24 protein-coding genes and 1 pseudogene are annotated in these 23,677 nt (G+C 75.6%); 9 read left to right on the top strand and 16 right to left on the bottom strand.

The window, feature by feature from the left end; translation table 11 throughout:
- Window positions 1–502: pseudogene (locus G339_RS0126420) on the bottom strand (hypothetical protein); the annotation flags it as partial.
- Window positions 503–556: 54 nt separating this feature from the next.
- The gene (locus tag G339_RS0126415) at window positions 557–1,123 is read right to left on the bottom strand and encodes a TetR/AcrR family transcriptional regulator (RefSeq protein ID WP_019634077.1); all 567 of its coding nucleotides are present in this window, start codon (window positions 1,121–1,123) and stop codon (window positions 557–559) included.
- Window positions 1,124–1,196: 73 nt separating this feature from the next.
- Between G339_RS0126415 and G339_RS0126410 the strand changes: the two genes are divergently transcribed.
- Complete coding sequence (locus G339_RS0126410) at window positions 1,197–2,591, top strand: amidase (RefSeq protein ID WP_019634076.1); 1,395 nt, start codon at window positions 1,197–1,199, stop codon at window positions 2,589–2,591.
- Here G339_RS0126410 and G339_RS0126405 read toward each other — a convergent pair.
- Genes G339_RS0126405 through G339_RS0126380 form a run of 6 tightly spaced genes read right to left on the bottom strand, consistent with a single transcriptional unit; the run spans window position 2,588 to window position 8,495 of the window.
- On the bottom strand, window positions 2,588–3,349 hold the full coding sequence (locus tag G339_RS0126405) for a glucose 1-dehydrogenase (RefSeq protein ID WP_019634075.1): 762 nt from the start codon (window positions 3,347–3,349) through the stop codon (window positions 2,588–2,590). The two genes, G339_RS0126410 and G339_RS0126405, sit on opposite strands and share 4 nt — an antisense overlap.
- Window positions 3,349–5,430 (bottom strand): acetate--CoA ligase family protein, encoded by a 2,082-nt coding sequence (locus G339_RS0126400; RefSeq protein WP_019634074.1) that lies wholly within the window; start codon window positions 5,428–5,430, stop codon window positions 3,349–3,351. Before G339_RS0126400 ends, G339_RS0126405 begins: the two co-directional genes overlap by 1 nt.
- Window positions 5,431–6,999 (bottom strand): class I adenylate-forming enzyme family protein, encoded by a 1,569-nt coding sequence (locus G339_RS0126395; protein ID WP_019634073.1) that lies wholly within the window; start codon window positions 6,997–6,999, stop codon window positions 5,431–5,433.
- A 42-nt stretch (window positions 7,000–7,041) separates the two neighbouring features.
- Window positions 7,042–7,386: a VOC family protein gene (locus G339_RS0126390; protein WP_019634072.1), complete on the bottom strand. Its 345-nt coding sequence runs from the start codon at window positions 7,384–7,386 to the stop codon at window positions 7,042–7,044.
- Window positions 7,383–7,781, bottom strand: a complete 399-nt coding sequence (locus G339_RS0126385) for a Zn-ribbon domain-containing OB-fold protein (RefSeq protein ID WP_019634071.1) — start codon at window positions 7,779–7,781, stop codon at window positions 7,383–7,385. Before G339_RS0126385 ends, G339_RS0126390 begins: the two co-directional genes overlap by 4 nt.
- 27 nt (window positions 7,782–7,808) lie before the next feature.
- Complete coding sequence (locus G339_RS0126380; protein WP_019634070.1) at window positions 7,809–8,495, bottom strand: endonuclease V; 687 nt, start codon at window positions 8,493–8,495, stop codon at window positions 7,809–7,811.
- A gap of 59 nt (window positions 8,496–8,554) precedes the next feature.
- On the opposite strand from G339_RS0126380, the gene G339_RS0126375 reads away from it, so the two are divergent.
- A complete protein-coding gene (locus tag G339_RS0126375; RefSeq protein ID WP_019634069.1) occupies window positions 8,555–9,187 on the top strand; it encodes an isochorismatase family protein in 633 nt (210 codons plus the stop codon).
- Window positions 9,184–9,918 carry an SDR family NAD(P)-dependent oxidoreductase gene (locus G339_RS0126370; RefSeq protein ID WP_019634068.1) on the top strand — a complete coding sequence of 245 codons (735 nt, stop codon included), beginning with the start codon at window positions 9,184–9,186 and terminating at the stop codon, window positions 9,916–9,918. Before G339_RS0126375 ends, G339_RS0126370 begins: the two co-directional genes overlap by 4 nt.
- A gap of 8 nt (window positions 9,919–9,926) precedes the next feature.
- On the opposite strand, the gene G339_RS0126365 is transcribed toward G339_RS0126370, so the two are convergent.
- Window positions 9,927–11,102, bottom strand: a complete 1,176-nt coding sequence (locus G339_RS0126365; RefSeq protein WP_019634067.1) for a serine hydrolase domain-containing protein — start codon at window positions 11,100–11,102, stop codon at window positions 9,927–9,929.
- A 39-nt stretch (window positions 11,103–11,141) separates the two neighbouring features.
- On the opposite strand from G339_RS0126365, the gene G339_RS0126360 reads away from it, so the two are divergent.
- Entirely contained in the window at window positions 11,142–12,056 is a 915-nt protein-coding gene (locus tag G339_RS0126360) for a cyclase family protein (protein WP_019634066.1), read from the top strand.
- 8 nt (window positions 12,057–12,064) lie between these two features.
- Here the strand turns inward: G339_RS0126360 and G339_RS0126355 are convergent, their stop codons facing one another.
- The 3 genes from G339_RS0126355 to G339_RS37130 all read right to left on the bottom strand — a co-directional run bounded on the left by G339_RS0126355 (window position 12,065) and on the right by G339_RS37130 (window position 16,432).
- Complete coding sequence (locus G339_RS0126355) at window positions 12,065–13,558, bottom strand: AMP-binding protein (protein WP_019634065.1); 1,494 nt, start codon at window positions 13,556–13,558, stop codon at window positions 12,065–12,067.
- 19 nt (window positions 13,559–13,577) lie between these two features.
- Window positions 13,578–14,636 (bottom strand): LLM class flavin-dependent oxidoreductase, encoded by a 1,059-nt coding sequence (locus tag G339_RS0126350; protein WP_026341797.1) that lies wholly within the window; start codon window positions 14,634–14,636, stop codon window positions 13,578–13,580.
- 155 nt (window positions 14,637–14,791) lie between these two features.
- Window positions 14,792–16,432 (bottom strand): bifunctional lysylphosphatidylglycerol flippase/synthetase MprF, encoded by a 1,641-nt coding sequence (locus tag G339_RS37130; protein ID WP_019634063.1) that lies wholly within the window; start codon window positions 16,430–16,432, stop codon window positions 14,792–14,794.
- A 146-nt stretch (window positions 16,433–16,578) separates the two neighbouring features.
- Between G339_RS37130 and G339_RS0126340 the strand changes: the two genes are divergently transcribed.
- The 3 genes from G339_RS0126340 to G339_RS0126330 all read left to right on the top strand — a co-directional run bounded on the left by G339_RS0126340 (window position 16,579) and on the right by G339_RS0126330 (window position 18,667).
- Window positions 16,579–17,031, top strand: coding sequence for a flavodoxin family protein (locus G339_RS0126340; protein ID WP_033324403.1), 453 nt, complete (start codon window positions 16,579–16,581; stop codon window positions 17,029–17,031).
- 31 nt (window positions 17,032–17,062) lie between these two features.
- Window positions 17,063–17,362 carry a Dabb family protein gene (locus G339_RS0126335; RefSeq protein ID WP_026341796.1) on the top strand — a complete coding sequence of 100 codons (300 nt, stop codon included), beginning with the start codon at window positions 17,063–17,065 and terminating at the stop codon, window positions 17,360–17,362.
- Window positions 17,363–17,527: 165 nt separating this feature from the next.
- Window positions 17,528–18,667, top strand: a complete 1,140-nt coding sequence (locus G339_RS0126330) for a thiolase C-terminal domain-containing protein (protein ID WP_019634060.1) — start codon at window positions 17,528–17,530, stop codon at window positions 18,665–18,667.
- Between the two features lie 9 nt (window positions 18,668–18,676).
- Here G339_RS0126330 and G339_RS0126325 read toward each other — a convergent pair whose 3' ends face one another.
- The 3 genes from G339_RS0126325 to G339_RS0126315 form a co-directional block, all read right to left on the bottom strand.
- Window positions 18,677–18,907: a hypothetical protein gene (locus G339_RS0126325; RefSeq protein WP_019634059.1), complete on the bottom strand. Its 231-nt coding sequence runs from the start codon at window positions 18,905–18,907 to the stop codon at window positions 18,677–18,679.
- A 179-nt stretch (window positions 18,908–19,086) separates the two neighbouring features.
- Window positions 19,087–19,749: a TetR/AcrR family transcriptional regulator gene (locus G339_RS0126320; RefSeq protein ID WP_019634058.1), complete on the bottom strand. Its 663-nt coding sequence runs from the start codon at window positions 19,747–19,749 to the stop codon at window positions 19,087–19,089.
- Window positions 19,750–19,837: 88 nt separating this feature from the next.
- Window positions 19,838–20,929: a hypothetical protein gene (locus G339_RS0126315; RefSeq protein ID WP_026341795.1), complete on the bottom strand. Its 1,092-nt coding sequence runs from the start codon at window positions 20,927–20,929 to the stop codon at window positions 19,838–19,840.
- Window positions 20,930–21,125: 196 nt separating this feature from the next.
- Between G339_RS0126315 and G339_RS0126310 the strand changes: the two genes are divergently transcribed.
- Window positions 21,126–21,791, top strand: coding sequence for a peptidyl-tRNA hydrolase (locus G339_RS0126310; protein ID WP_019634057.1), 666 nt, complete (start codon window positions 21,126–21,128; stop codon window positions 21,789–21,791).
- 7 nt (window positions 21,792–21,798) lie between these two features.
- Here the strand turns inward: G339_RS0126310 and G339_RS0126305 are convergent, their stop codons facing one another.
- The gene (locus tag G339_RS0126305; RefSeq protein ID WP_019634056.1) at window positions 21,799–22,935 is read right to left on the bottom strand and encodes a hypothetical protein; all 1,137 of its coding nucleotides are present in this window, start codon (window positions 22,933–22,935) and stop codon (window positions 21,799–21,801) included.
- Between the two features lie 191 nt (window positions 22,936–23,126).
- Between G339_RS0126305 and G339_RS0126300 the strand changes: the two genes are divergently transcribed.
- Window positions 23,127–23,423, top strand: coding sequence for a hypothetical protein (locus G339_RS0126300; protein WP_169514783.1), 297 nt, complete (start codon window positions 23,127–23,129; stop codon window positions 23,421–23,423).
- The last annotated feature ends 254 nt before the right edge of the window (window positions 23,424–23,677 follow it).

The following is a 23,677-nucleotide window of genomic DNA, read 5'->3' as shown; positions in this document are numbered from 1 at the left end:
GGTCGTCGGGGTGGGTGAGGAGGGTGAGGAGGCCGAGTTCGGGGTTGGCGGCGATGGCGGCCGGGTCGGTGAGGGCGGGGATCTGCGCGGGGCCGAGGCTGATGGCGCGGAAGGAGTAGCCGCCCGGGAGGGTGGTGGGGACGGGTTCGGCGAAGTAGGCGGCGGTGCGGTCGTCGGGGCAGATCACCAGGACGTCCACGGGGCATTGCAGCATCAGCCAGAGTGATGCGGCGTAGCGGGGGAGCTGGCGGCGTTTGCTCTCGCTCTTGTCCTGCTGGACCTCGACGACGATGGCGTGCCGGGGGTGCCGGGCGGAGCCGACGGTGATCACGGCGTCGGGGTGGAAGTCCTTGGACGGCCGGTCGGTGAACGTCGTGTTCGCCAACTGGGCGTGGTCGCCGGGGGACAGGCCGACGTCGGCCGCTCCGGCCAGGAGTTCCACGGCCAGCGACGGCCGTTCGCGGAACAGGTCGAGGATCGCGTCGTGGTGGGGGGACGGCATGGCACGAAACGTTACTACATCGTCGCACATGGTGACGCCGTCTTTCCGTTGCGGTCAGGTCGCCGCCCGTTCCGGATACGGCAGGAGAAGGCGCAGTGCGTCCGCCGTTCCGGTCGCCGTGTCGTCGCCCGTGGCGAGGCGGCGGACGGCGAGGCCGTACAGCAGTGCGACGACGACCGGGGCGTGCCGGTCCGGGTCGGGGACGCCGAGCGCCGTCAGGACGGCGGCCGCGAGCCGGTCGTAGGCCGCCACCGACCGCGCCGACGTCTCGCGGACGGCCGGGTCGCGGGCGGCGTGCAGGTGGAGTTCGAGGTTGGCGACCTGCTCCGGCCCGTAGGCGAAGTCCACGACGGCCTTCTCGACCTCGTCGGCGGCCTGCGCCGGGTCGGCCCCGCTGTCGCGGAGCTGGTCCACGCGCGCGCGGATGCGGTCGATCTCGGTGTCCACGAACGTCTGGAGCGCTTCGCGGAGCAGGTCGGACTGGCTCGGGAAGTGGTACGTCAGCGAGCCGAGGGACACCCCCGCGGCGCGGGCGACGGCGCGGTTGGTCACGGCGCCGACGCCCTCTTCGCCGATGAGGCGCAGGGTCGCCTGGAGGATGCGGTCGCGGGGTGGGATCACGGGGAGCAGTCTTCCATCGGTCCCGCGGAGCGTCTATCGTTCGTTCGAACGAACGATGCAGGCGGGAGTGTCGATGGACGAGCTGGGGCTGGTCGCGCAGGCCGAGATGCTGGCGCGCGGCGAGGTCGCGTCGCGGGAGCTGGTCGGGGCGTCGCTGGAGCGGATCGAGGCGCACGCGCACCTGGGCGCGTTCCGCGTCGTCCGGGCGGCGGCGCTCGACGAGGCGGCCGCCGCCGACGAGCGGCTGCGCGCGGGGGAGCGGCTGCCGCTGCTCGGCGTGCCCGTCGCGATCAAGGACGACACCGACATCGCGGGCGAGACGACGCCGTTCGCGGTCCGCGCCGAGCACCGGCGCAAGACCGAGGACGCCGAACTCGTCCGCAAACTGCGCGCGGCGGGGGCGATCATCGTCGGGAAGACGACGACGTGCGAGGTCGGGCTGTGGCCGTTCAGCGAGTCGCCGGGCTTCGGCACCGCCCGCAACCCGTGGGACCTCGGCCGCACGCCCGGCGGGTCGTCGGGCGGGTCGTCGGCGGCGGTCGCGGCCGGGCTCGTCCCCGCCGCCGTGGGCTCGGACGGCGCCGGGTCGATCCGCATCCCGGCGGCGTGGACGAACCTCGTCGGCATCAAGCCGCAGCGCGGCCGGGTCTCGGGCTTCCCGCACCGCGACCCGTTCTACGGCATCACCGTGTGGGGGCCGCTGGCGCGCAGCGTCGAGGACGCCGCGCTGCTGCTGGACGTCCTGACCGGCAGCCACCCCGAGGACGCCTACCGCTTGGACCCGCCGAGCGTCCCGTTCAGCGAGGCAGCCCGCCGCGACCCCGGACGGCTGCGGATCGCGGTGTCGTTCAAGACGGCGTTCGGCGTCAGCGGGCGGCTGGACCCGCAGATCCGCCTCGCCGTGGAGCGCGTCGCGCGCCGCCTCACCGACCTCGGCCACAAGGTGTTCCCCGCCGATCCCGACTACGGCCTGGTCGGGCTCGGCCTGATCCCGCGCGGGACGAGCGGCGCGGCCGACTGGCTCGACGGGATGGACGACCCGCGCCCCGAGCGCCGCACCGAGGTCGAGGCGATGATCGGCCGCGTCGCTGGCCGCCGCCTGCTGCCGCTGGCCCGCCGGATGGACCCGGGCCTGCGCCGCCGCGTCGGCCGGATCTTCCAGACCGCCGACGTCGTCCTGACGCCGACGACCGCGCAGCTCCCGCTGGAGATCGGCGCGTTCGACGGCGCCGGGTACCAGCGGACGCAGTCGGGCGTCGCGGCGGCGTGCCCGTACGCGTGGCCGTGGAACGTCCTCGGCTGGCCGGGGATGAGCGTGCCCGCCGGGTTCAGCCGGGAGGGGCTGCCGATCGGCGCGCAGCTCCTCGGCCACGACTCCGACGAGGCGACGCTCATCGCGCTCGCCGCCCAGTTGGAGGCGGCCGAGGGCTGGACCGCGCACCGGCCGCCGGTCGCCGCCGCCCGCTAGTAGCCCGCGCCGGTGGTGAGGCCGCCGTCCACGACGACCTCGCTGCCGGTGCAGTACGCCGAGTCGTCCGACGCCAGGTACACCACCAGACCGGACACCTCGCGGGTCTTGCCGAGCCGCCCGAGCGGCAGCCCGGCCAGGACGGCGTCGGCGCGGTCGGCGGTGGCCGCGACGATGTCGTCCTGCATGGTCAGCGGCGTGAGGATGCCGCCGGGGTGGATGGAGTTGACGCGGATGCCGTCGCGCCCGAGCTCGCGCGCGGCGGCCTTCGTGAGCCCGCGCACCGCGAACTTGGACGCGCTGTAGGCGGCGAGCCCGGCGGCGGCGACGAACCCCTCGGTGGACGAGACGTTCACGATGGAGCCGCCGCCCGCCGCCCGCAGCGCGGGCGTCACCGACTTGATGCCGAGCCACTGCCCGAGCAGGTTGACGTCCAGGACGCGGCGGAACTCCTCGACGGTCATGTCCTCGATCGTCTTGTGCCGCAGGATGCCCGCGTTGTTCACCAGGACGTTCAGTCCGCCGAACGCGTCCACGGCCGTGGACACCGCGCGCGCCCAGTCGTCGGGCTCGGTGACGTCCATCCGGACGAACCGGACGGCGTCCCCGAGGTCGGCGGCGAGCTTCGCGCCCTCGTCCTCCAGGACGTCCCCGAACACCACCTTCGCGCCCTCGGCCACGAACCGCCGCACATGGGACTTGCCCATCCCGCGCGCCCCGCCGGTGACGAGGGCGACCTTGCCGTCGAGCTGACCCATCAGACGCTCCCTGCCTGTCGTCGTTCCCGGTGCCGCCGCACCGCCGCGACCGCCGTGGCGGCGGCCTCCATGCCCCGGTACACCGGGACGCCCGCCGCGCGGGCCGCGTCCCGGACGGCGTCCTCCACGCCGGGCGGCGCGCACTCGGCGTTGCGCATCACGAGCGTGACGCGCGTGTCCGGCGCCGACTCCTGGAGCGCGGCGACCTCCCGCGCGTAAGCCAGCAGCGGGTCGGCGCTGTTCCCGAACGTGAAGAAGCTCTGCACGTTGACGTGCGCGACGACGTCCGCGTACGCGTGCCCGGCCAGCACCGCGCCGGTCGCGTGCCGGACGAGCGCCGGGTCGGCGCGCGGCCCGAGCGGGATCTCCAGCGGGTTCGCCAGCGAGCTGCCCGCGCCGACGCCGAGGCCGCGCAGCGCGGTCCGCGCCGCGTCCGGCAGCGGCGGCAGGTCCAGTCCGGCCGCGTCGAACACGTCGGTGGCGAGGACGCCCGCGCCGCCGCTGGGGCCGATGACGAGCACGCCCTCCCCGGGCGCGGCGCGGTGCGCGTGCAGGTCGAACGCGTCGAGGACGCCGATGAGGTCGTCCTGGCTCGCGACCAGCGCGGTCCCGGTCTGCGCGGCGAGCGCGGGCCAGATCCGGTGGTCCCCGGCGAGCGCGCCGGTGTGCGACGCGGCGGCGGCGCGGCCCCGGCGGCTGCGTCCGCCGACGAGCGCGACGACGGGCTTCACCGCGTCCGCCAGCGCCGCGAACAGCGCCCGCCCGTCACGCGGGGCCTCCAGGTACAGGCCGATCGCGCTGACGCCGGGATCGGCGGACAGGTACCGGACCAGCTCGGCCGGTCCCACGTCCGCGCCGTTCCCGACCGTCGCGGCCTTCGCGAACGCCAGGCCGCGCCGCTCCCCGACGCGGATCACCTCCCCGGCCAGGCCGCCGCTCTGCGACACCAGCGCGATCCGGCCGGGCCGCCCCGGCGTGCCGCCGAGGAACGTCTGCCCGCCCGCCGGGGAGTAGACGCCCATGCAGTTGGGGCCGAGCAGCCGCACGCCCGCCTCGCGCGCGGCGGCGGCCAGGTCTTCCTCCAGGTCGGCGCGGCCCAGCTCGCCGAAGCCGCTGCTCATCACCTGCACGAACGGGATGCCCGCCGCGCCGCGCACGACGTCCGCGCAGCGCTCGGCGGGGACGGCGACCAGCGCGTAGTCCGCCTTCGCGGCGGCCAGCGACGGGACGCACGGCACGCCGTCGATCTCGTCGGCCTCCGGATGGACGGCCACCAGGTCGCCCGCGAACCCGGCGGCCCGGTAGAAGCCGAGGAACATGTTCCCGAAGTTGGGGCGGCGCGTGGACGCCCCGACGACCGCGACGCCGCGCGGCGCGAACAGCCGGTCGAAGTCGGCGGGCGGCGCCTGCCGCTCGTCCGGCGGCGCGTCGGCGTCGATGCGGCGGGCGTCCACCGCGACCGCGCCGGCCGGGCCGCAGATCACCGGGTTCAGCTCGAACTCGCCGAACCGGCCGCCGAGCGCGGCGACCACTCCGTCCGCGCCGCCGACCGCGAGGATCACCGCGACGAGCGCGTCCACGTCCACGGCCCGACCCCGGTAGCCGTGCAGGACGGCCGCGCCGCGCAGCTCGTCCAGCATCTCCCGGACGTCGGATTCGGTCACCGGGCAGACGCGCAACGAGACGTCGGCCAGCGCCTCGGTGAAGACGCCGCCGAGCCCGACCGCGAGCACCGGCCCGAACACCGGGTCGCGGACCGCGCCGACGATCATCTCCAGACCGGGTTCGGCCTGCTCCTCGACCAGGAACCCGTCCACGGCGGTACCGGCGGCGGCCAGCGCGTCGCCCATCCGCGCGGCGGCGTCGGCGGCCTCGGCGGCGGACGCCAGCCCGAGCCGCACCGCGCCCGCGCCCGACTTGTGCAGCAGGTCCGGTCCGAACGCCTTCACCACCAGCGGCGGCGCGAGCCCGGCGGCGGCCGCCCCGACGTCCCCGGGCGCGGCGGCCGTCGCGCCGCGCGGCACCCGGACGCCGAACCCCGCGACCCACTCCTTGACGACGTGCTCCGGCAGATGCGCCATTCAGGCCCCCGCCGGGTCGAGGTCGCGCAGCGCGCGGCGCAGCAGCTTGCCGGGCCCGCCGGACGCGTCCTGCGTGTGCGGGAGCGCGTCCGCGACGACGACCGTGTCGGGCCGCAGCGCGGCGGGCAGCCCGGCCAGCGCCGCGCGCACCGACTCGGCGTCCAGCTCGGCGCCCGCGCGCGGGACCACCGCCAGCAGAATCCGCTGCTCGACCGCCTCGCCGTCCTCCGGATGCGCGGGCACGCCCACCGCCCCGGCCTCCGCGACGCCCGCGACGCCGATCGCGGCCTCCTCGACCTGCGCGGGCTGCGACCAGCGGCCGTCCTTGAGGATCGCGTCCGCGCGGCGGCCGAGGACGTACAGGAACCCGTCGGCGTCCATCCGCCCGAGGTCGCCGCCGACGTACCAGCCGTCGCGCAGCACCTCGGCGGTCTTCTCCGGCAGCCCGTCGTACCCGGCCATGACGTTCGGGCCGGTCAGGTTGATCTCGCCGACCTCGCCGGTGAGCCGCGTCCCGTCCGGCCCGGTGACCCGCACCGCGCACGACATCCGCGCGCGGCCGACCGACGCGATGTCCTGGCTTCCGTCGTCCTGGCGGCCGATGCACGTGTACGGCGCCTCGGTCTGCCCGTAGTAGCTGTAGATCGCCGCGCCGGGCAGCCGCTTCATGATGCGCTCGCGCAGTCCCGGCAGCAGCGGTTCGCCGCCGAGGACGATCGCCGTCAGCGACGACAGGTCGGCGGCGGCGTGGTCGTCGGACGCCAGCAGCGCCGAGAAGAAGCTCGGGATCAGGCTGACGTGCGTGACGCGTTCGCGCGGCACGACTTTCAGGAAGTTCTCCGGTCCCCAGTCCTGTTCGAGGACCAGCGTCATGCCCGCGTAGAAGGCCGGGCCTACCAGTGCGGGGAACCCGATGCCCCAGATGATCGCACCGGTGCCCATGACGGAGTTCTCGTCGCGCTCCACGTCCAGCCAGATCTGCGCGGACGCGAGCGCGCTCGCGTGCGTGTGCGTCACCGGCTTCGGCAGGCCCGTCGTCCCGGACGTGTAGAACAGCGCGAGCGCGTCCTCGCCGCCCGCGCCGAGCGGCGGTTCGTCCTCGGCGGCGTCGGCGGCGAGCGCGTCGAGATCCACGGTGTCGGCCGCAGGTCCGCCGACGCGCAGCCACAGTTCGACGCCGGGCAGCTCCGGGCGGACGGCCGCCACCAGCTCGTCCACGCTCGCGTCGTACACGAACGCCGTGCAGCCCGACCGCGCCACGACCCGCCGCAGCGTGTCGGCCGGCCAGTACGGGTTCAGCGCCGCCACCACCGACCCGATCTTCATCTGGGCGAGGTACACCTCGGCGACGTTCAGCGTCTCGTTGAGCAGGGACGCGACGCGCGCGCCCGGCGCGACTCCGGCGGCCAGCAGCGCGTGCGCGACCTGGTTCACCCGGCGGTTCAGCCCGTCGTAGGTGAAGCCGCGGTCGCCGCAGTACGTCAGCGCTGTCTTGTTCGGGGCGCGCAGCGCGTTCGCGGTGAGGATGGCGTGGGCGTAGTTGGTGAAGGGGGACGACGGTCGCGCCATGACTCGGCTCCTGGTTCCGGCGGGACGGTGCGGCGGGGAGCGCTACGCGCGGGGCGCGTAGAGGACGAACGGGTTGCCGGCCGGGTCGCGCAGCACCGCGCGCGTCTCGTGCGGCCCGTCGGCGGGGCCGTGGACGAGCGTCGCCCCGGCGGCGGTGAGGACGGCGGCGGTCGCGGCGACGTCCTCGACCTTCCACGACACGGCGGGCACGCCGCCGGTGACGTCCTCGGCGGCCCCGGCGAGCGCGAACGTGACGCCGCCGCCGTCGAACGCGGCGAACCGGTCGCCGTCGCGGAACTTCAGCGCGAGCCCGAGGACGTCGCGGTAGAAGCGGATGGCGGCGTCGAGGTCCTCGGCGGCGTAGAGGACGTTCCCGATCCGGGTCATAGCGGTCTCCAGTGCGGCATCGGGCCGAAGCCCGGACGGTCGGTGAAGTGGACGCGGACCGGCATCCCGATGCGGACGGCCGCGGGCGGGCACCCGGTGACGTCGCCGAACACGCGCGCGCCCTCGGGCAGGTCGATCCAGGCGAGCGCGTACGGCGGCGCGAAGCCCGGCAGGAACGCGCGGTGGACGACGGTGAACGTGTGGACGACGCCGTCGCCGCGCACGGGCGTGAACGGCAGCTCGTCGCCGCCGCAGTACGGGCAGGCGGGGCGGGGGAGGTGGACGAACCGGGCGCACGCCGCGCAGCGCTGGATCGCGAGTCCGCCGCGCGCGCAGGCGGCCCAGTAGGGCGCGGTGAGGGCGCTCGGCGTCGGGGCGGGGCGTGGATCGTCCATCGCCCGCCAACCTAACAAACGCTTGGTTTAGTGGGCAAGGCCCGCCAGCGCGTCCCGCGACAGCCGGTCCGCGCGCCGCGTCGTCTCCGGCAGCCGGAACTCCGGCGTAAGAGCGAGCGTCAGCGCGCACGCGGTGTCCAGGTCCATCCGGTGCCCGACCGAGACGAACACCGGCTTCACGCCGTCGCGGGTGCGCAGGACGCGGCCGACGACCTCGCCGTCCAGCAGCAGCGGGCTCGCGTCGCCGCGCCGCTCGCCGGGCGGCTCCCACTCGCCGACGAACGCGGTCTTGGCGACGCCGAACGACGGCAGGTCCGTCAGCGCGCCCAGGTGGCAGGCCAGCCCGAACCGGCGCGGGTGGGCGAGCCCGTACCCGTCGCAGGCGAGGACGTCCGGCGCGGCGGGCAGGCCGCGCAGCGCCGCCAGCAGCGCGGGCAGCTCGCGGAACGCGAACAGGCCCGGGACGTAGGGGAACGCGGCCGTCCCGAGCGCGACCGACGTCGCGACGGTCTCCAGCGTCGCGGCCGACAGCACGACGGCCGCCGCCGCGAGCGGGGTGCCGGTCCCGCCGCCGTCGCCCGCGTACGACACGTCGAGCCCGGCGATCGTCGCGGGGTCGCGCGGGCCGGGGCCGGCGAGGTCGAGCAGCGGGCGCAGCGCGTCCTGGACGGCCTCGGCCTCGGCGGGGGTGCGGGGCGGGTCGGGGATCTCCATGCTCCGGCACGTTACCGAGGCCGCTACCCAAGCAAATGCTAGGTAGGTACAGTGGCGGGGTGGCGACCGACCTGAGAACCCTGGCCCCGCCCGGCCGCTCCGCGCTGCTCCTCATGGAGCTCCAGCGCGGCGTCGCCGGGGACCTCGCGACGTTCCCCGACCTCACCCGCACCTGCGCCGAGCGCGGCGTCGTCGGGCACGCGGCCGACGCCGCCCGCACGGCGCGCGCGGCGGGCGTCCGCGTCGTCCACTGCACGGCCGCGTTCCGCGCCGACCGCGCGGGCAGCCACACCGACAACTGCGCCTTCATCAAGGGACTGCTCCGCGACCCCGGCCACATGCTGGAGGGCAGCGGGGCCGCCGAGATCATCCCGGGCCTGTTCGAGCCCGGCGACCTGGAGTCGCGGCGCTACCACGGCTTCACGCCGTTCACCGGAACGTCGCTGGACCAGACGCTGCGGTCGCTGCGCGTCGAAACGGTCGTCGCGGCGGGGCTGTCGCTCAACCTCGGCATCCCCGGCCTGTGCCTGGAGGCCGTCGCGCTCGGGTACCGCGTCGTCGTCCTCACCGACGCCGTCGCCGGGACGCCCGCCGAGTACGGCGACGCGGTCCTCGCCCACACCGTCGCGCCGCTCGCGGCCCGCGCCACGAGCGCGGAACTGGCCGCGGCCTGGCGTCAGGAGAACGCGTGAACGGGCTCTCGCTGACCGGCCGGACCGCGCTCGTCACCGGCGGTGCGGGCGGCATCGGCCGCGCGATCTGCGCCGACCTCGCCGCGCTCGGCGCACGCGTCCTCGTCGCGGACCGGGACGCGGCCGCCGCCCGCGCCGTCGCGGACGAGCACGGCGGCGCGGCGTTCGAGGTGGACCTGGCGGACGCCGCGAGCATCGACGCGTTCACCGCCGACGTCGGCCCGGTGGACGTCCTGATCCACAACGCGGGCGTCAGCATCGTCGAGCCCTTTACCGAGAGCGACCCCGCGAACTGGGACCTGATGTGGCGCGTCAACCTGCGCGCGCCGATGCAGCTCACCCGCGCCCTGCTGCCCGGCATGACCGGGCGCGGCTGGGGCCGCCTGGTCTTCGTCTCGTCGGACGGCGCACGCGCGGGCTCCGGCGGCGAGGGCGCGTACGCCGCGACGAAGGCGGGCCTGTTCGGCCTCGCCAAGACCCTCGCCCGCGAGGCGGCGGCGGGCGGGGTGACGAGCAACGTCGTCTGCCCCGGCCCGACCGACACCCCGATGGTCCGCGCCGTCGCCGAGCGGCATCCCGGCCTGCTGGACAAGCTCGCCCGGCAGATCCCGCTGCGCCGCATCGGCCGCCCCGACGACGTCGCGGGCCTGGTCGCGTTCCTCTGCACCGACCGCGCGTCCTACATCACCGGCCAGACCCTGTCCGTCAGCGGCGGAATCACGATGCAGTGACCGCGACGTCAGCCGAGGGACGCGTAGAGCGCGTCGAGCAGCGCGCGGGCGCGGGGATCGCCGGAGAGCTGCGCGCCCATCCGGTTCGGGAGGTAGGCGAGGGCGACGTCGGCGGCCGGGTCGGCGTAGCCGAGGGAGCCGCCCGCGCCCGAGTGCCCGAACGCCGTCGCGCGCGCCGCGTCCGGGACGTCGAACATCACCGCGGGCCGCTGGAACCCGAGCCCGAACGATGTGTCCACGACGAGCGTCCGGTCCGGCCCGTACACGCGCGGGCGGACGGCCTCCGCCAGCGTCTCCGGGCGGACGATCTTCCCGGCGACCAGGTCCCGGTAGAACCCGGCCAGCCCCGCCGCCGTCGTGACCATCCCGGCGGACGGCCAGCCCGCCCGCAGCACCACCGGATTGTTGAACCCGCCCCTGCCGGGCTGCGGCCCGCCGAGCGCGCGGATGAGCGTGCTGCCCGGATCGGCCGCCGCCGCGTTCAGCCGGTCGAGAACCGCCCGGTCCGCGACCGGGACCGCGGGCCCGGCGTTCTCCGCGCCGCCCGGCGCGAGCCTGGCGGCCCGTCCGATCACGTCGTCCGGCGCACCGATCCACAGGTCCAGCCCGCCGGTGAACTCGCGCCGGACGAACTCCCCGACCGGGACGCCCGCCAGCCGCCGCACGATCTCCCCGGCCAGCCAGCCGTAGGTGAACGGGTGGTAGCCGTGCGCGGTGCCGGGCTCCCACTCCGGCTCCTGCGCGGCCAGCAGCGCGGACGTCGCGTCGGCGTCGGCGGCCTGCTCGGCGCTCACCGGCCCCGCGAACGCGGGCAGGCCCGTCTGGTGCGACAGGAAGTGCGCGGCGGTCGCGCCGTCCTTGCCGTGCGCGCCGAACTCCGGCCACCAGTCGGTGACCGGGCCGTCCACGTCGTAGACGCCGCGCTCGGCCAGCAGCAGCGCCGCCGCGGCCGTGACCGCCTTGGTGCAGGAGAACGCGAAGCACGGCGTGCCGGCATCCCACGCGCGGCCGGTGCGGCGGTCGGCCGTCCCGCCCCACAGGTCCGCGACCTTCCGGCCGCCCGCGTACACCGCGACCGCCGCGCCGAGCTCGCGGCCCGCCGCGAAGTTCGCCTCGAACGCCTCGCGCACCGCGCCGAACGCGGGATCGCACGACCCCTGGACCACACCGTCGCTCTCGGCCATCGCCGTACACGTCCTCTCTGGAGAAGGTGAAACCGAATCATGCTCGATGAACCCGGCAACTGGAACCGGTGGGGCGCCGACGACGAGCGCGGCGCGCTCAACCTGCTCACCCCCGACGCCGTCCGCGCCGCCGCCGGGTGCGTCCGGGAGGGCCGCGTCCTGGACCTCGCGCTGCCGATCCGCGGCGCGACGTCCTCGCCCGCGCCGACGACCGTCCCGCACCTGCGCGGCCGGCCGCTGCCGCAGCACTTCATGTCGGTGGACGGCGGCGACTACGCGGCCGGGACGAAACCGGTCGGCGCGGGCCTGCGGATGGCCGACGACGCCCTCGTCGTCACCCCGCACGGCACCACCACCCACATGGACGCGCTGTGCCACATGTGGACCGGCGACGTCCTCTACAACGGCCACCCCGCCGACCGCGTCCGCTCCTACGGCGCGGGCCGCTGCGGCATCGACAAGGCCGGGCCGGTCGTCGCGCGCGGCGTCCTGTTCGACGTGCCCGCCGCGCGCGGCGTCGACCGGCTCGCGGCGGACGACCGGATCGGCGCCGCGGACCTGGCGGCGTGCGGCGTCGAGCTCCGCCCCGGCGACGCGGCGGTCGTCCGCACCGGCTGGCCGACGATCTGGCGCGACGAGGGACCGGACGCCTACTGGGCGGGCCAGCCGGGCCTGTCGGCGGACGCGGGCCGCTGGCTCGCCGCCCGCGACGTGTCCGTCGTGGCCTGCGACAACGCGGCGGTCGGCGGCCTGAACGCCCGCCAGCTCGCCGACGAGGACCTGGCCGACGACCTGCACCTGATCCTGCTGTGGCGGCACGGCGTCCCGCTGCTGGAGATGCTGTGGCTGGAGGAGCTGGCCGGGGCGGGCCGCACCGACTTCCTGTTCCTCGCCGCGCCGCTGCGCATCGAGGGCGGCACGGCCAGCCCGATCACCCCGGTCGCCGTCCTGTAGGGGCCGGGTCACACGCCCGGGTACCCGCCCCCGCCGTACGCGGCGTCCAGGGCGTCGTAGTCGGGCGTGCGGCCCTTCTTCGGGATCGCGTCGGCGAAGACGACGTCGCGCGGCTTCTTGTACGACGCGATCTCGCTCCGCACGTGCTCGATGATCTGCTCCGGCGTCGCGGACGCGCCCTCGGCCAGGACGACGACCGCCTTGGGGGACTGCCCGAACCGCTCGTCCGGCGCCCCGATCACGGCGGCGTCCGCGACGGCCGGATGCGTCTTCAGCGCCCGCTCGACCTCGGCCGGGTACACGTTCTCGTTCGCCGACTTGATCATGCGCAGCCGGGGGCCGACGAACGTCAGCGTCCCGTCCGGCTCGCGGCGGCCGAGGTCGCCGGTGCGGTGCCAGCCGCCCGCCGCCTTCGCCGCGTTCAGCGCGGGCCGGTTCCAGTAGCCGGAGAACAGCGTGCGGCCGCGCGCGCAGATCTCGCCGGTCTCGCCGGGCGGGACCTCGTTCCCGTCCGGGTCCAGGATTCGGACGTGGACGAGCGGCGACGGCCGCCCCGCCGAGCCCGCGCCGCCCATCCCGAGGCCGAGGAACGTCAGCATCCCGCCGACCTCCGTCTGCCCGTATCCGCCCATTCCGGACGCGCACCACGGGCTGTCGTCCACCGTGATCATCGCGTCCCACGCGGGGGAGTGGGCGACGAACCGCAGCGACGACAGGTCGTACGCGCCGTCGGCGTTCGCCTCGACCAGCGCGTCGATCATCGGGCCGAACAGGAAAGCCTGCGTGCAGCGCTCGGCCTCGATCAACCGGCAGACCTCGGCGGGCTCGAACGCGGGCGTGACGACGAGCGTGCCGCCGAGCAGGAACGTCGCCAGCGCGAACATCACCGTCCCGACATGGAACAGCGGCCCGCACGCCAGGTAGGTGAAGCCGTCCTCCATCCGCCGGACGTGCAGCAGCGACATCGCGTGCGCGACCAGCGCGTCGTGCGACAGCAGCGCCGCGTTCGGGCGCCCCTCGAACGCGGCCGTGTAGAGCGCGAGGACGGGCACGTCCCCGGTGACCGGGCCGTCCTCCGGCAGCGGCGCGGCGGCGGCCGTCCATGCCTCGTACTCCTCGCCCGCGAGCACCCACCGCGCGTCCGGACCGGGCTTGGCCTCGGCCGGCTCCTCCCAGACGACGACGCGCGGCGCGAGGTCGTCCAGCACGAAGCCCAGCTCGTCGGCGGACTGCCGCCAGTTCGCCGGGCACAGCACCGCGCCGAGCCGACCGGCGGCCAGCAGCAGTTCGAGGACCAGGAACGAGTTGCGGCCGAGCCACAGCACCCGGTCGCCGGGCCCGACGCCCTCGGCGGCGAGCGCGGCGGCGGCGCGGTCGACGCGCGCGCCCAGCTCGGGATAGGTCAGCCGGACGCCGCCGTCCACCACGGCGGTGCCGAGCGGCCGCCCGCGCCGGTGCTCGGCCAGGACGTCGTTGAGGGTGAGCCGGTGGACGGGGGACATCGCGCCTCCTAGGGGTGGGTCAGCGGAAGGCCGGCATGACCTCCGCCGCGAAGAACCGCAGGACCCGCTTCATGTCCTCCAGCGGCAGCGGACGGGTCGAGCCGAAGTCGCACATGAGGTTCCGGAATCCCATGTCCCGGATCGCCTGCACCTGGCCGATGACCCGCTCCGGGTCGCCGATGACCTCCAGGTGGTCCCAGCGGAAGTCGTTGTCCACGGACCCGCCCTTGAGGTAGCGGTCCTGGTAGAACTCGAAGCCCTTCGCGGCGCGTCCGGTGGCGCGGTCGACGGGCGCGCTCTCGACGTTGAAGATCCGCGACCGGTCGAAGCCCGCCTCGAACCGCTCCTGGTCGGCGCGGGCCTGCTCGTTCGTCGCCGCGACGTACACCGACCGGCTCGCGACCAGCTCGATCCCGGCGGTGTCGACGCCGTTGGCCGCAGCGGTTTCGTACCAGGTCTGCGCGGCCCGGGCGATCTTGCGGAAGGGCGCGGCGGGGTCCGCGAGGATCGGCAGGCCGCGCGCCGCGTACCGTTCCACGGTCTCCGGGCTGACGGCCGCGACGTGGACGGGCGGGTGCGGGCGCTGCTCCGGGCGCGGCGTGAGCGTCAGCGGGCGGCGCGTCTCGTGGAACCGGCCCTTGTACTCGAAGGCGTCCTTCGTCCACAGGCCGAGGATGACGTCCAGGCACTCGTCGAACCGGTCGCGCGCCTCGGCCAGGTCGAGCCCGAAGTTCTCGAACTCGATGCTCTGGTAGCCGCGCCCGATGCCGAGGTCGAGCCGCCCGCCCGACAGCACGTCCACCATCGCGGCCTGCTCGGCGACGTGGATCGGGTTGTGCAGCGGCAGCACGACGATCCCGGTGCCGAGCCGCAGCCGCTCGGTGCGCGCGGCGAGGTTGGCCAGCAGCGCGAAGATGTCGGGGACCGCGCCGTAGTCGCGGAAGTGGTGCTCGGCGACCCACACCCCGTCGAAGCCCAGCTCCTCCAGCAGCTCGACGATCTCGATCTGGTAGTCGTACACCTCCCGCACGGACTGGCCGGCGAAGCGGTGGAAGAGGTGGAAGGTCGAGAACTTCATCGGGTGGTCGGCCACGGTTCGGGCTCCTTCTCCAGCGGGGCGGCGACGCCCGTCCCCAACTTTATCTACCAAGCGCTCGCTTGGGAAGCGTAACAGCTCGGGAACGCGCGAGCGCCCCGGACGAACCGTCCGGGGCGCTCGCGGAGAAAGCGCGGCTACAGGTGCTTGAGGTGCCCGGCGGGCTCGGCCTCGGCCGCCGGGACCGGCGCGACGTGCGCCGGGCGCGTCCGCCCGAACTCCAGCGTCAGCAGCGCCGCCGCCACCAGCACGATGTCCGCCCACGAGCGGAACAGCAGGCAGCGCGACCGGTACTCCGGCCGGAACTTGCGGTTGAACAGGTACAGCGACTCGACCGCGATCCACGGGTCCAGCAGGTGCAGCGCCCGGTACCCGACGCGCTCCAGCGGGTTGCGGTCCTCGGTGTCCAGCAGCTCGCGGAACGCCGCGAAGTTCAGCGACACCTCGGCCAGGCCGTGCTTCTCCGCGTACTCCACGATCGCCGCGATCAGCCGCTCGTTGACGCCGTTCGGGCCGTCCGGGAGCCGCCGCATCGCGTCCAGGCTGATCGCGTCGCCAGCCAGCGCGTACCGCTGGAAGCCGACCGGCTCCCCGTCGCGGTCGTAGGCGACCGCGACGACCGTGCCCGGGTGGCGGCCGGTCAGCAGCTCGTCCAGGTTCATCGAGAAGCCGCGCTCGGCCGCGCCCCCCAGCGACGACCGCGCCACCGCCAGCAGCTTCTCGCGCAGCGCGTCGTCCAGCTCGTGCTCGTCCATGATCTCGACGGTGACGCCCGCGTTCGCCGACCGCTGCACCGCCTGCCGGACGTTGCGCATCTTGCGCCCCGACAGCGTGAAGTCGGCCGGGCGCAGGATCACCTCGTCGCCGTAGCCGATCGAGCGCATCCCCGCCCACGCCTCGCGGTCGCCCGCGCCCAGCACCGCCGGCCGCCAGCCCGCCGTCCGGCACAGGTCCAGGAACGCCGCGACCGCCGCGCGGTGCGACGCCGGGTCGCCGATCGGGTCGCCGCCCGCCGCCGCGATGCCGAACAGCACCCGGTAGCCGATCGCGGCCCGGCCGTCCGGGCTGAACACGTACGACTTGTCGCGGCGCAGCGCGAACGGCGCGAGCGTGTCCGAGCCGGGGTGCGCGACGAGCACCGCCACCGCGCGGCGCTCGCGCTCGTCGCCCGGCGCGGGCGCCGGGTCGGGCGCGAGCAGCGTCGCGATGACCGCGAGCAGGCCCGCGCCGCCGAGCGTCCCGAGGACGCCGGGCAGCCACGCCGCGCCCTCGATGTGCGCGCCGGTCGCGCCGAGCCCGGTGGCCACGTCGCGGCCGACGCTGCCGAGCGCCACCCCGCCGACCACCACCGACCCGACCGCCGCGACGACGACCAGGCCGCCGCCGACGACCGCCGCCGCCCGCACCCGCGTGTGGTGCGGCCGGACGGGGTAGTCGCCGCGCCGCAGCCACAGCGCGACGAGGATCGCGACGAGCAGCGGCAGCCGCCACAGCGCGTCGTCCCCGGAGACCACCGCGACGATCCCGAGCCCGGTCAGCGTCATCACCCCGACCAGCGCCGCGCGCCGCCGCAGCAGCGCGCCGCGCGCGACCAGCAGCAGCGCCAGCGCGAGGACGACGGCGTGCGCGGGGCCCAGCGGCTCCCCGGTGACGAGCACGGACGCGCGCCGCAGCCACCACGGGGCGCCGGGCGCGGCCGGGACCGCGAGCAGCACCGCCACCGCGCCGGTCCCCGCTCCGACCGGCCAGACGGCCCCCGGCGGCTTCGCTTGATCCACGAGACACACCTCCGCCCGCGTCCAACCAAGATCTCTGGGAACTCATTCCCTCTTTCGCACGTTATTTCATGCCGTTCTCCTACTAAAGGCTGAAGTTGCACGCGCGGTCCGGTACGCGCGGACGACCCCCGGCTAGGGTGGCGACGGTGAAACGGCTGCTGATCGTCCACCACACCCCGTCGCCCGCGCTCCAGGCGCTGTTCGAGGCGGTCCGCGCGGGCATGGCCGCCGAGGGCGTCGAGGGCGTGGAGGTCGTCGCCCGGCCCGCGCTCACCGCGTCGCCGGTGGACGTGCTGGAGGCGGACGGCTACGTGCTCGGCACCCCGGTGAACCTCGGCTACCTCTCGGGCGCGCTCAAGCACTTCTTCGACCAGGTCTACTACCCGTGCCTGGAGGCGACGGCCCGCCGCCCGTTCGCCGCCTACCTGCACGGCAACAACGACGCGACCGGCGCGCTGCGCGCCCTGGAGTCGATCACCACCGGCCTCGGCTGGCGCGCGGCGGCGCCCCCGGCCGTCGTGACCGGCGAGCCGTCCCGCGACGACCTGGAGCGCTGCTGGGAACTCGGCGCGGTGACCGCCGCGAGCCTGGCGGACTGACCGCCCGGCCGCCCTCGCTACGGTTGCCCCCATGAGCGGATTCCGGCATGTCGTGGTGTTCAGGTGGGTCGAGGGGACGACGGTCGCCCAGCAGGAGGAGGTCGCCGCGCGGCTGCGCGCGCTGACCGGCGTCATCCCGGAGATCCGGGCGTACGCGGCGGGCCTGGACGCGGGGATCAACCCGGGCAACCACGAGTTCGCGGTCGTCGCGGACTTCGACAGCCGCGAGGACTACCTGGTGTACCGCGACCATCCGGAGCACCGCGCGGTCATCGAGGAGCTGATCACGCCGATCCTCGCGGAGCGGGCCGCCGTCCAGTACGCGATCTGAACCAACCTAGCAAGCGCTTGTCTAATACCCGGTTCCGGGTTAGCGTCGCCAGCGACGCCGGGTCCGCGCCAGGCCTCGGCGTCGCGGACGCCGCCCGCCGGGGACGGATCGCGCCCCCTCCCCGGCGGGCGGTCGGGCATCCCGGGCATCCCGGCGGAGGACGGCATGAGCGGACGGCAGGGGTTCTCCGGACGCGCGGCGGTGGCCGGGGTCGGGATGACGGTCCCGTCCCGCGAGTCCGGCCGCACGCCGCTCGCGCTCGCCGCCGAGGCGTCCCGCACCGCCCTCGCGGACGCCGGGCTCGACCGGCCCGACGCGATCCTCACCTACCACCTCGGGGACTCCGCGCCCGTCCTCTACCTCGCCCGGGAACTCGGGATGCGCGAGATCGGCTGGCACAACGAGATCCACGGCGGCGGGACGCAGAGCGCGTCGGTCCTCGCGGACGCCGCGATGCTCGTCACCGCCGGACTCGCCCGCTCCGTCCTCGTCTACCGGGCGCTCAACGGCCGCTCGGGCCGCCGCATGAACGCGCTCGGCCTCCGCCTCGGCGACGGGGCCGAGGAGCAGTTCACCCACCCGTACGGCATGGCCGGGCCCGTCCACCAGTTCGCGCTCGCCGGGCAACGCTACCTGTACGACACCGGCCTCGGGGACGCGCACACCCACGCGGTCGTCGCGCAGTCCCGCGCGCACGCCGCCGCGAACCCGCGCGCGCTGCGCCGCGACCCGCTCTCGCTCGCCGCCTACCGCGACGACGTCATGGTCGCCGAACCGCTGCGCCGCTCGGACTGCTGCCAGGAGACGGACGGCGCGTGCGCGCTCGTCGTCGTCCCCGCCGCGGACGCGCCGGACGCGCCCCGCGTCCACGCGGTCGTGCGCGGCGGCGGGCCGGGCGCGTCCACGATGGACACCGCCGACGACGTCACCCGGATCTTCTCCGGCCACCTCGCCGCGCCGCTCTACGCGGCCGCCGGCATGACGCCGCGCGACGTGGACGTGGCGCTGCTCTACGACGCCTACACCTGGCTCGTCCCGCGCCAGCTCGAGGACTTCGGCCTCGTGGACCGCCCCGACCTCGGCGGGTTCCTGCTCGACCGGGGGCACGCCGCGACGGGACCGGTGCCGGTCAACCCGCACGGCGGACTGCTCTCGGAGGGGTACGTCCACGGCCTCAACAACGTCGCCGAGGCCGTCCGCCAGCTCCGGGGGACGGGCGTCAACCAGGTGCCCGGCGCGGGCGTCGCGCTCTGCGCCGGCTTCGGCGGGAGCTACGGCAGCGCCGCCGTGCTCACCGCCGCCTGACCCCGGCCGCTAGCCGACCGCGCGCGCGTTCGCTATCGCGTCCCGCAGCGCCTGCGGCGCGGTCGCCTCCAGCAGGCGCGGCCCGCCGCCGGACGGCACCAGCGCCCACCACGAACCGGTCGCCCGGCCGTACCAGACGCGAATGCCGGGGAACTGCTCCTGCAGACCCCGGACCGCCGCCGCCGTCGCCGCCGCGGAGGGCTGCTCGCCCTGGGCCGCGGTGTCCCGCTCAGCCGTCATGTCGCCTCCCCCGTATGCCTCTTGGTAACAGCGCGTCTCGGACCGGAAACGTCACCGCTGATCGGCGAAATGTGACGAACGCCACCATCTCACTCCGAAGTCGCCCGCGCACGGCGGCTCGGGCAAAAACCCCTGCGAAACGCGGCGGACGGACCCGGGGGGAACGGGTCGGACGCGGATCAGTGCGTGTTGATCCCGTCGAACATGACCTTGATGTAGTGGTCCGCGAGGCCCTGCGCGTCGAGCCGCCCGCCCGGCCGGAACCAGCGCACCGCGACCCACACCGTGTCGCGGATCATCCGGTAGGTCAGCTTCGGCTCGATGTCGGAGCGGAACAGCCCGTCCTCCTGGCCCCGGCGGATGGTCTCGACCCACATGGCCTCGACCTCGTCCTCCGAGCGGGTCAGGTACGCGAAGCGCTCCATGCCCTTGAGGTAGCTCCAGTCGTTCTGCATCACCGTGATCGCCGCGCGGTGCGGCTCCAGCGTGCCGAACGCGACGCGCACCAGGCCCGCGATCGTCGTGCGGGGGTCCTCGCCCTCGTCGACGACCCGCCGGTAGGACGCCATGACCTCCTCGAAGAACCCCGAGAGGATCTCGTCCACGATCGACTCCTTGGAGTCGAAGTGGTGGTAGAGGCTGCCGGACAGGATGCCGGCCTCCTTGGCGATGTCGCGGACCGTCGTGGCCTGGAACCCCTTCTCGGCGAAGAGGTCGGCCGCGAGCCGCACGAGGTGCTCGCGCCGCTCGGAGGCGAGGGCCGCCCCGCCGCGCCCGCGGCGGCGCGGGGCGGTGTCCGCGGTCCCGCCGGGCTTTCCGGAGTTCGTGCTCGTCGTGGTCACCTTCTCATTATGCCGTCGCGCCGGTCGCCGCGCGCACAACCGCTTGCTCAGTCGACCCGTCCGCTCCACCGTACGCGCCGCGCGGGGATCAGTCGCCGGGCGGTTCCGGGGCCGGTCCGGGCGGCGGCAGGTCGCCGCCCGCCTCCGCCGCCGCGGCCAGCCGCTCGCGCAGCGCCCGCACCAGCGCGTCGCCCTGCTCGGTCAGCCGCTCGATCGCCGGGACGGCCAGCTCGTCGCGCGCGCTGTCGGCCAGCAGCGCGTCGTACTCGTGGGCGTCGCGCGTCAGCTCCTCCAGCCGCCGCTGCGCGCGCAGCGCCTCGTCCGCCGCGACCGCCCGCTCGGCGTACCGCTCCAGCGCCTCCACGCGCCGCGTCACCGCCCGGACCGACAGCTCCAGCTTCGCGCGCAGCGGCCGCAGCGCCGCCTCGACCTCGGGGACCTCGTCGCCGGCGCGCTCGGCGTCGCGGGCGCGCAGCCGCGACTGCCGCGCGAGGACCTGCGCGATCTCCCACTCCTGCCGGGGGAGCGTCACCGCGTTGTCGATCGAGTCCAGCAGGCCCTCGCGGTTCACCATCGACTCCTCGACGGTGTCGATCGCGCGCTGCACGCGGGCGAGCAGGTCCCGCGCGGGGGCGTCCAGGTCCTCGGGCAGGACGTACCGGTCCCGGCGGCGGCGCAGCTCGCGGGCGCGCCGCGCGTTCGGCGCGACGCCCGTCAGGACCGTCCACGCGATCACGCCGAACAGCAGGATCGGCACCACCCACAGGTGCCCGAGGACGCTGGACGCGCCGAGGCCCGCGATCAGCAGCGTCAGCGCCTCCGCCCACCGCGCCGGGCGGCGCCGCCGGACCAGCCGGTCCAGCTCGGGGCGCAGCGCCGGGTCGGCGACCGGGCGGACCTCCCCGTCGGCCGCGCGCGCCGGGGCCCCGCGCGGCGCGCCGATCCGCCGCCACTCGCTGGCGACGTGCGTCTCGAACGCGAAGTCGGTGGGGGAGATCTCCACCTCGGCGGGCCCGGCGGGCAGCGGCCACGACCCGACCGGCTCGCCGCCGCCCGCGCCCGCGAACCGCACCCACCAGCCGCCGCGCGCCTCCGCGCACCGGTACCGGCCGGGCGCGATGTCGATGCCGACGAAATAGGTCCCGACGCCCGGGACGACGTCGGCCACCGCCCCGGTCACCGCTCGGCCCCGGGCGGGAACACCTCGTCGTGCCGCCGCTTCCGCGTCATCCGCCGCCTCCTCCGGAAGGCCCGTCGTGCCGCGTTGCTCCCGACCATTGTCCACCGGGGAACGGCATGATCACCTCCCTCGGGGGTCCGAGCGCGCCGTGGCGGCCGTCACGGGGCGCGTTCCGGACGGGTGGAATACTTCCCGCGTGCGTCCCGAATACGACCCGCGCGACGATCCGCCGTGGGCGATGCAGCTCGTCGTCCGCGTAGAGAAGTCCGATCCGCCCGACCACGGCGCGGTGTGCGCCGCCGCCGCGACCGCCGTCGTCCGGCTGCTCGCCGACCCGCGCGCCGCCGCCGACGGCCCGTGGCACGACGCGGTGCGGGAGTGGGAGTCGCGGCGCATCCGCAAGGTCGCGCGGCGGGCGCGCGGCGTCCGGTGGCCGGACGTGCAGGAGCTGCCCGGCGTCACCGTGGACGAGGACGGCGCGCAGGTGCGGGCGTTCGTGCCCGGACCCGTCGCGGACGTCCCGCCGCGGATCGCCAAGCTCCAGGTCGCGGGGCTCGACCTCGCGGCGGGCGAGCCGCCTCCCGCGCCGCCGGAGCCCTACGCCGAGATCGCGCTGAACCCGGCCGTCACGATGACGACCGGCAAGGCCGCCGCGCAGTGCGGGCACGCGGCGCACCTGCTGCTGCGCGCGCTGCCGGCGCGGGCGCGCCGCCGGTGGCTCGACGCGGGCGCACGCGTCCGCGTCGTGCGCGGCGTCCCGTGGGACGAGCACGTGCGGCGCTCGACGGCGGCCGTCCGCGACGGCGGGTTCACCGAGGTGCCGCCCGGCACGATGACGGCCGTGGCGCGGCTCGTCGGCTGAGCGGGGATCAGCTCGGCTCGTCGCGCGAGGTCTCGCCGGGGAGCGGCTGCGGGACGGTCTCCTTCGGGTCCGCCGGGCGCGAGCCGAACACGGCGTCCGGCGCGCGGCCGGGGCGCTCGGGCGCCGCCGGGCGGGGCTTCTTCGGCGCGACCGGGGACTCGTCGACGATCGTCTCGTCCGCGCGCGGCTTCTTCGCCTCCGGACGGGCCGTGTCGACGATGGTCTCGTCCGTGCGGACGTCCTCCACCCGCACGTCGTCCACGATCGTCTCGTTCGCGCGCACGGGCTCAGCGCGTGCTGGCTTGGGCTGCACAGGCTCGGGCCGCGCGGGTTCCGCGCGCACCGGCTCGGGCTGCACGGGTTCCGCGCGCACGGGCTCGGGCTGCGCCTGGGGCGGGACGGGCAGTTCGTGCGGCACCGTCCGGTCCTCGGGCGCGGGCTCCGGCTCGGCGGCGCGCGGAGCGGGCACGGGTTCCGGCACGGGCTGCGGCAGCGGCTGCGGCGCGGTCGCGCGGCGGACGTGCAGCCGCTCCATCGCCGCGACGGCGATCTCCCGCGTGTTCCCGGACGGCACCGGCCGCCCGGCGGCGGCGCGCGCCTTCACGCTGAGGTTGTACGACGCCATGAGCAGCGCCGCGAACCCGGCCAGGTACACCAGCCGAACCCCGACGCCGACCCACTCCCCGCGCACGACGCCGAGCGCCGCGAACGCCAGGTACCCGACCGCCCAGCCCGCGAGGACCGGCAGCAGCCACACGTCGCGCCGCCGGGCCAGCGCGGCGGCGGTGACGACGAGCAGCGCGAACTGCACGAGCTTCACCGCGACGAGCGCGGGGAGCCCGAGCCCCGACCCGACGTAGTCCGCGAGGTCGGCGCGCCGCCCGGACACGTCCAGCGCCGTGACGGCCAGCGCGCTGACGGCGAACGCGGCGAGGAACACCGCGATCGGGTAGTGGAACCGGTGCCAGGCCGCCGGACCGCGCCCGCCCGCCGCCGCGCCGGGGGAACCGGGGGCCTCGGGATAGGCGGGCGGCTCCGGGTACGCCGGGGCGGCGGGTTCGGCGGGCGGGGGTCCCGCGGGCCTGGACGGCAGTTGCTGGTCGGGCCGGGTCCACTCCGGGTTCGCGCCTGCGCCCACGGGCATCGCGGCACCCTCCTCCCTCTGTCGGTACGCGCAACCTACCGCGAACCGCACCGAATCGAACGGATCGCCGCCGCGCGTTCCCCGATTCCGCCACAATCACCCCGCTGACCTGGCGGAAGTGCTTGCGCGCCGCCCGGCGACGGGGAAGGCTGAACCCTCGTCGGGCCATGCGGATTCCACGGGAGCGAAGGATGACGCCTGACGAAACGGGAACAGCCGCGCTGCTCAAGTCGCGGATGGAGTATCTGGAGACGCTCGGCGCCGAACTGGCCGGCCGGGGCTTCCGCGTGCGCGTCACGCTGCCCCGCGACCAGGCGCCGAGCCTGCACGTGACCAACCCGGACGCGGCCGCCCTCTCGGAGAACATCCTCGCCGAGGAGGGCGCCGACGGCTGGTGGTTCTGGTGGTCGTGGGCCGAGCGCATCGCGCCCGCGGCCGACGTCGCCGGCGCGGCGGAACGGGTCGCGCGCGTGCTCGCCGTCCAGTGAACGACGTGATCATGCGGGTCCCGTTCCGGGCCGTTCCGGGGAATCGCATGATCACCACTGGCTGACCCCTGGCCCGCCGCCGCGCGGCGTGGCGTTGCTCACATTCCGTCCCGGTCCCGCCACCCTCCGGAAGGGCCGTCCCGCGCCGCCCGCGCGCCCCGCCGTCCGGTCCGCCGCGGGCCCGGCCGCCCGGCCGCCCGCGCGCGCCGCGCGGGGCCTGGCGCACCGGGAAAAGTTGGATTCCCGAACATATG

The sequence above is a fragment of the Actinomadura atramentaria DSM 43919 genome, from assembly GCF_000381885.1.
In the GTDB taxonomy this organism is placed as follows: Bacteria; Actinomycetota; Actinomycetes; order Streptosporangiales; family Streptosporangiaceae; genus Spirillospora; species Spirillospora atramentaria.
Note: the sequence above shows the minus strand (reverse complement) of the source record. Positions and strands in the feature narration are given on the sequence as shown.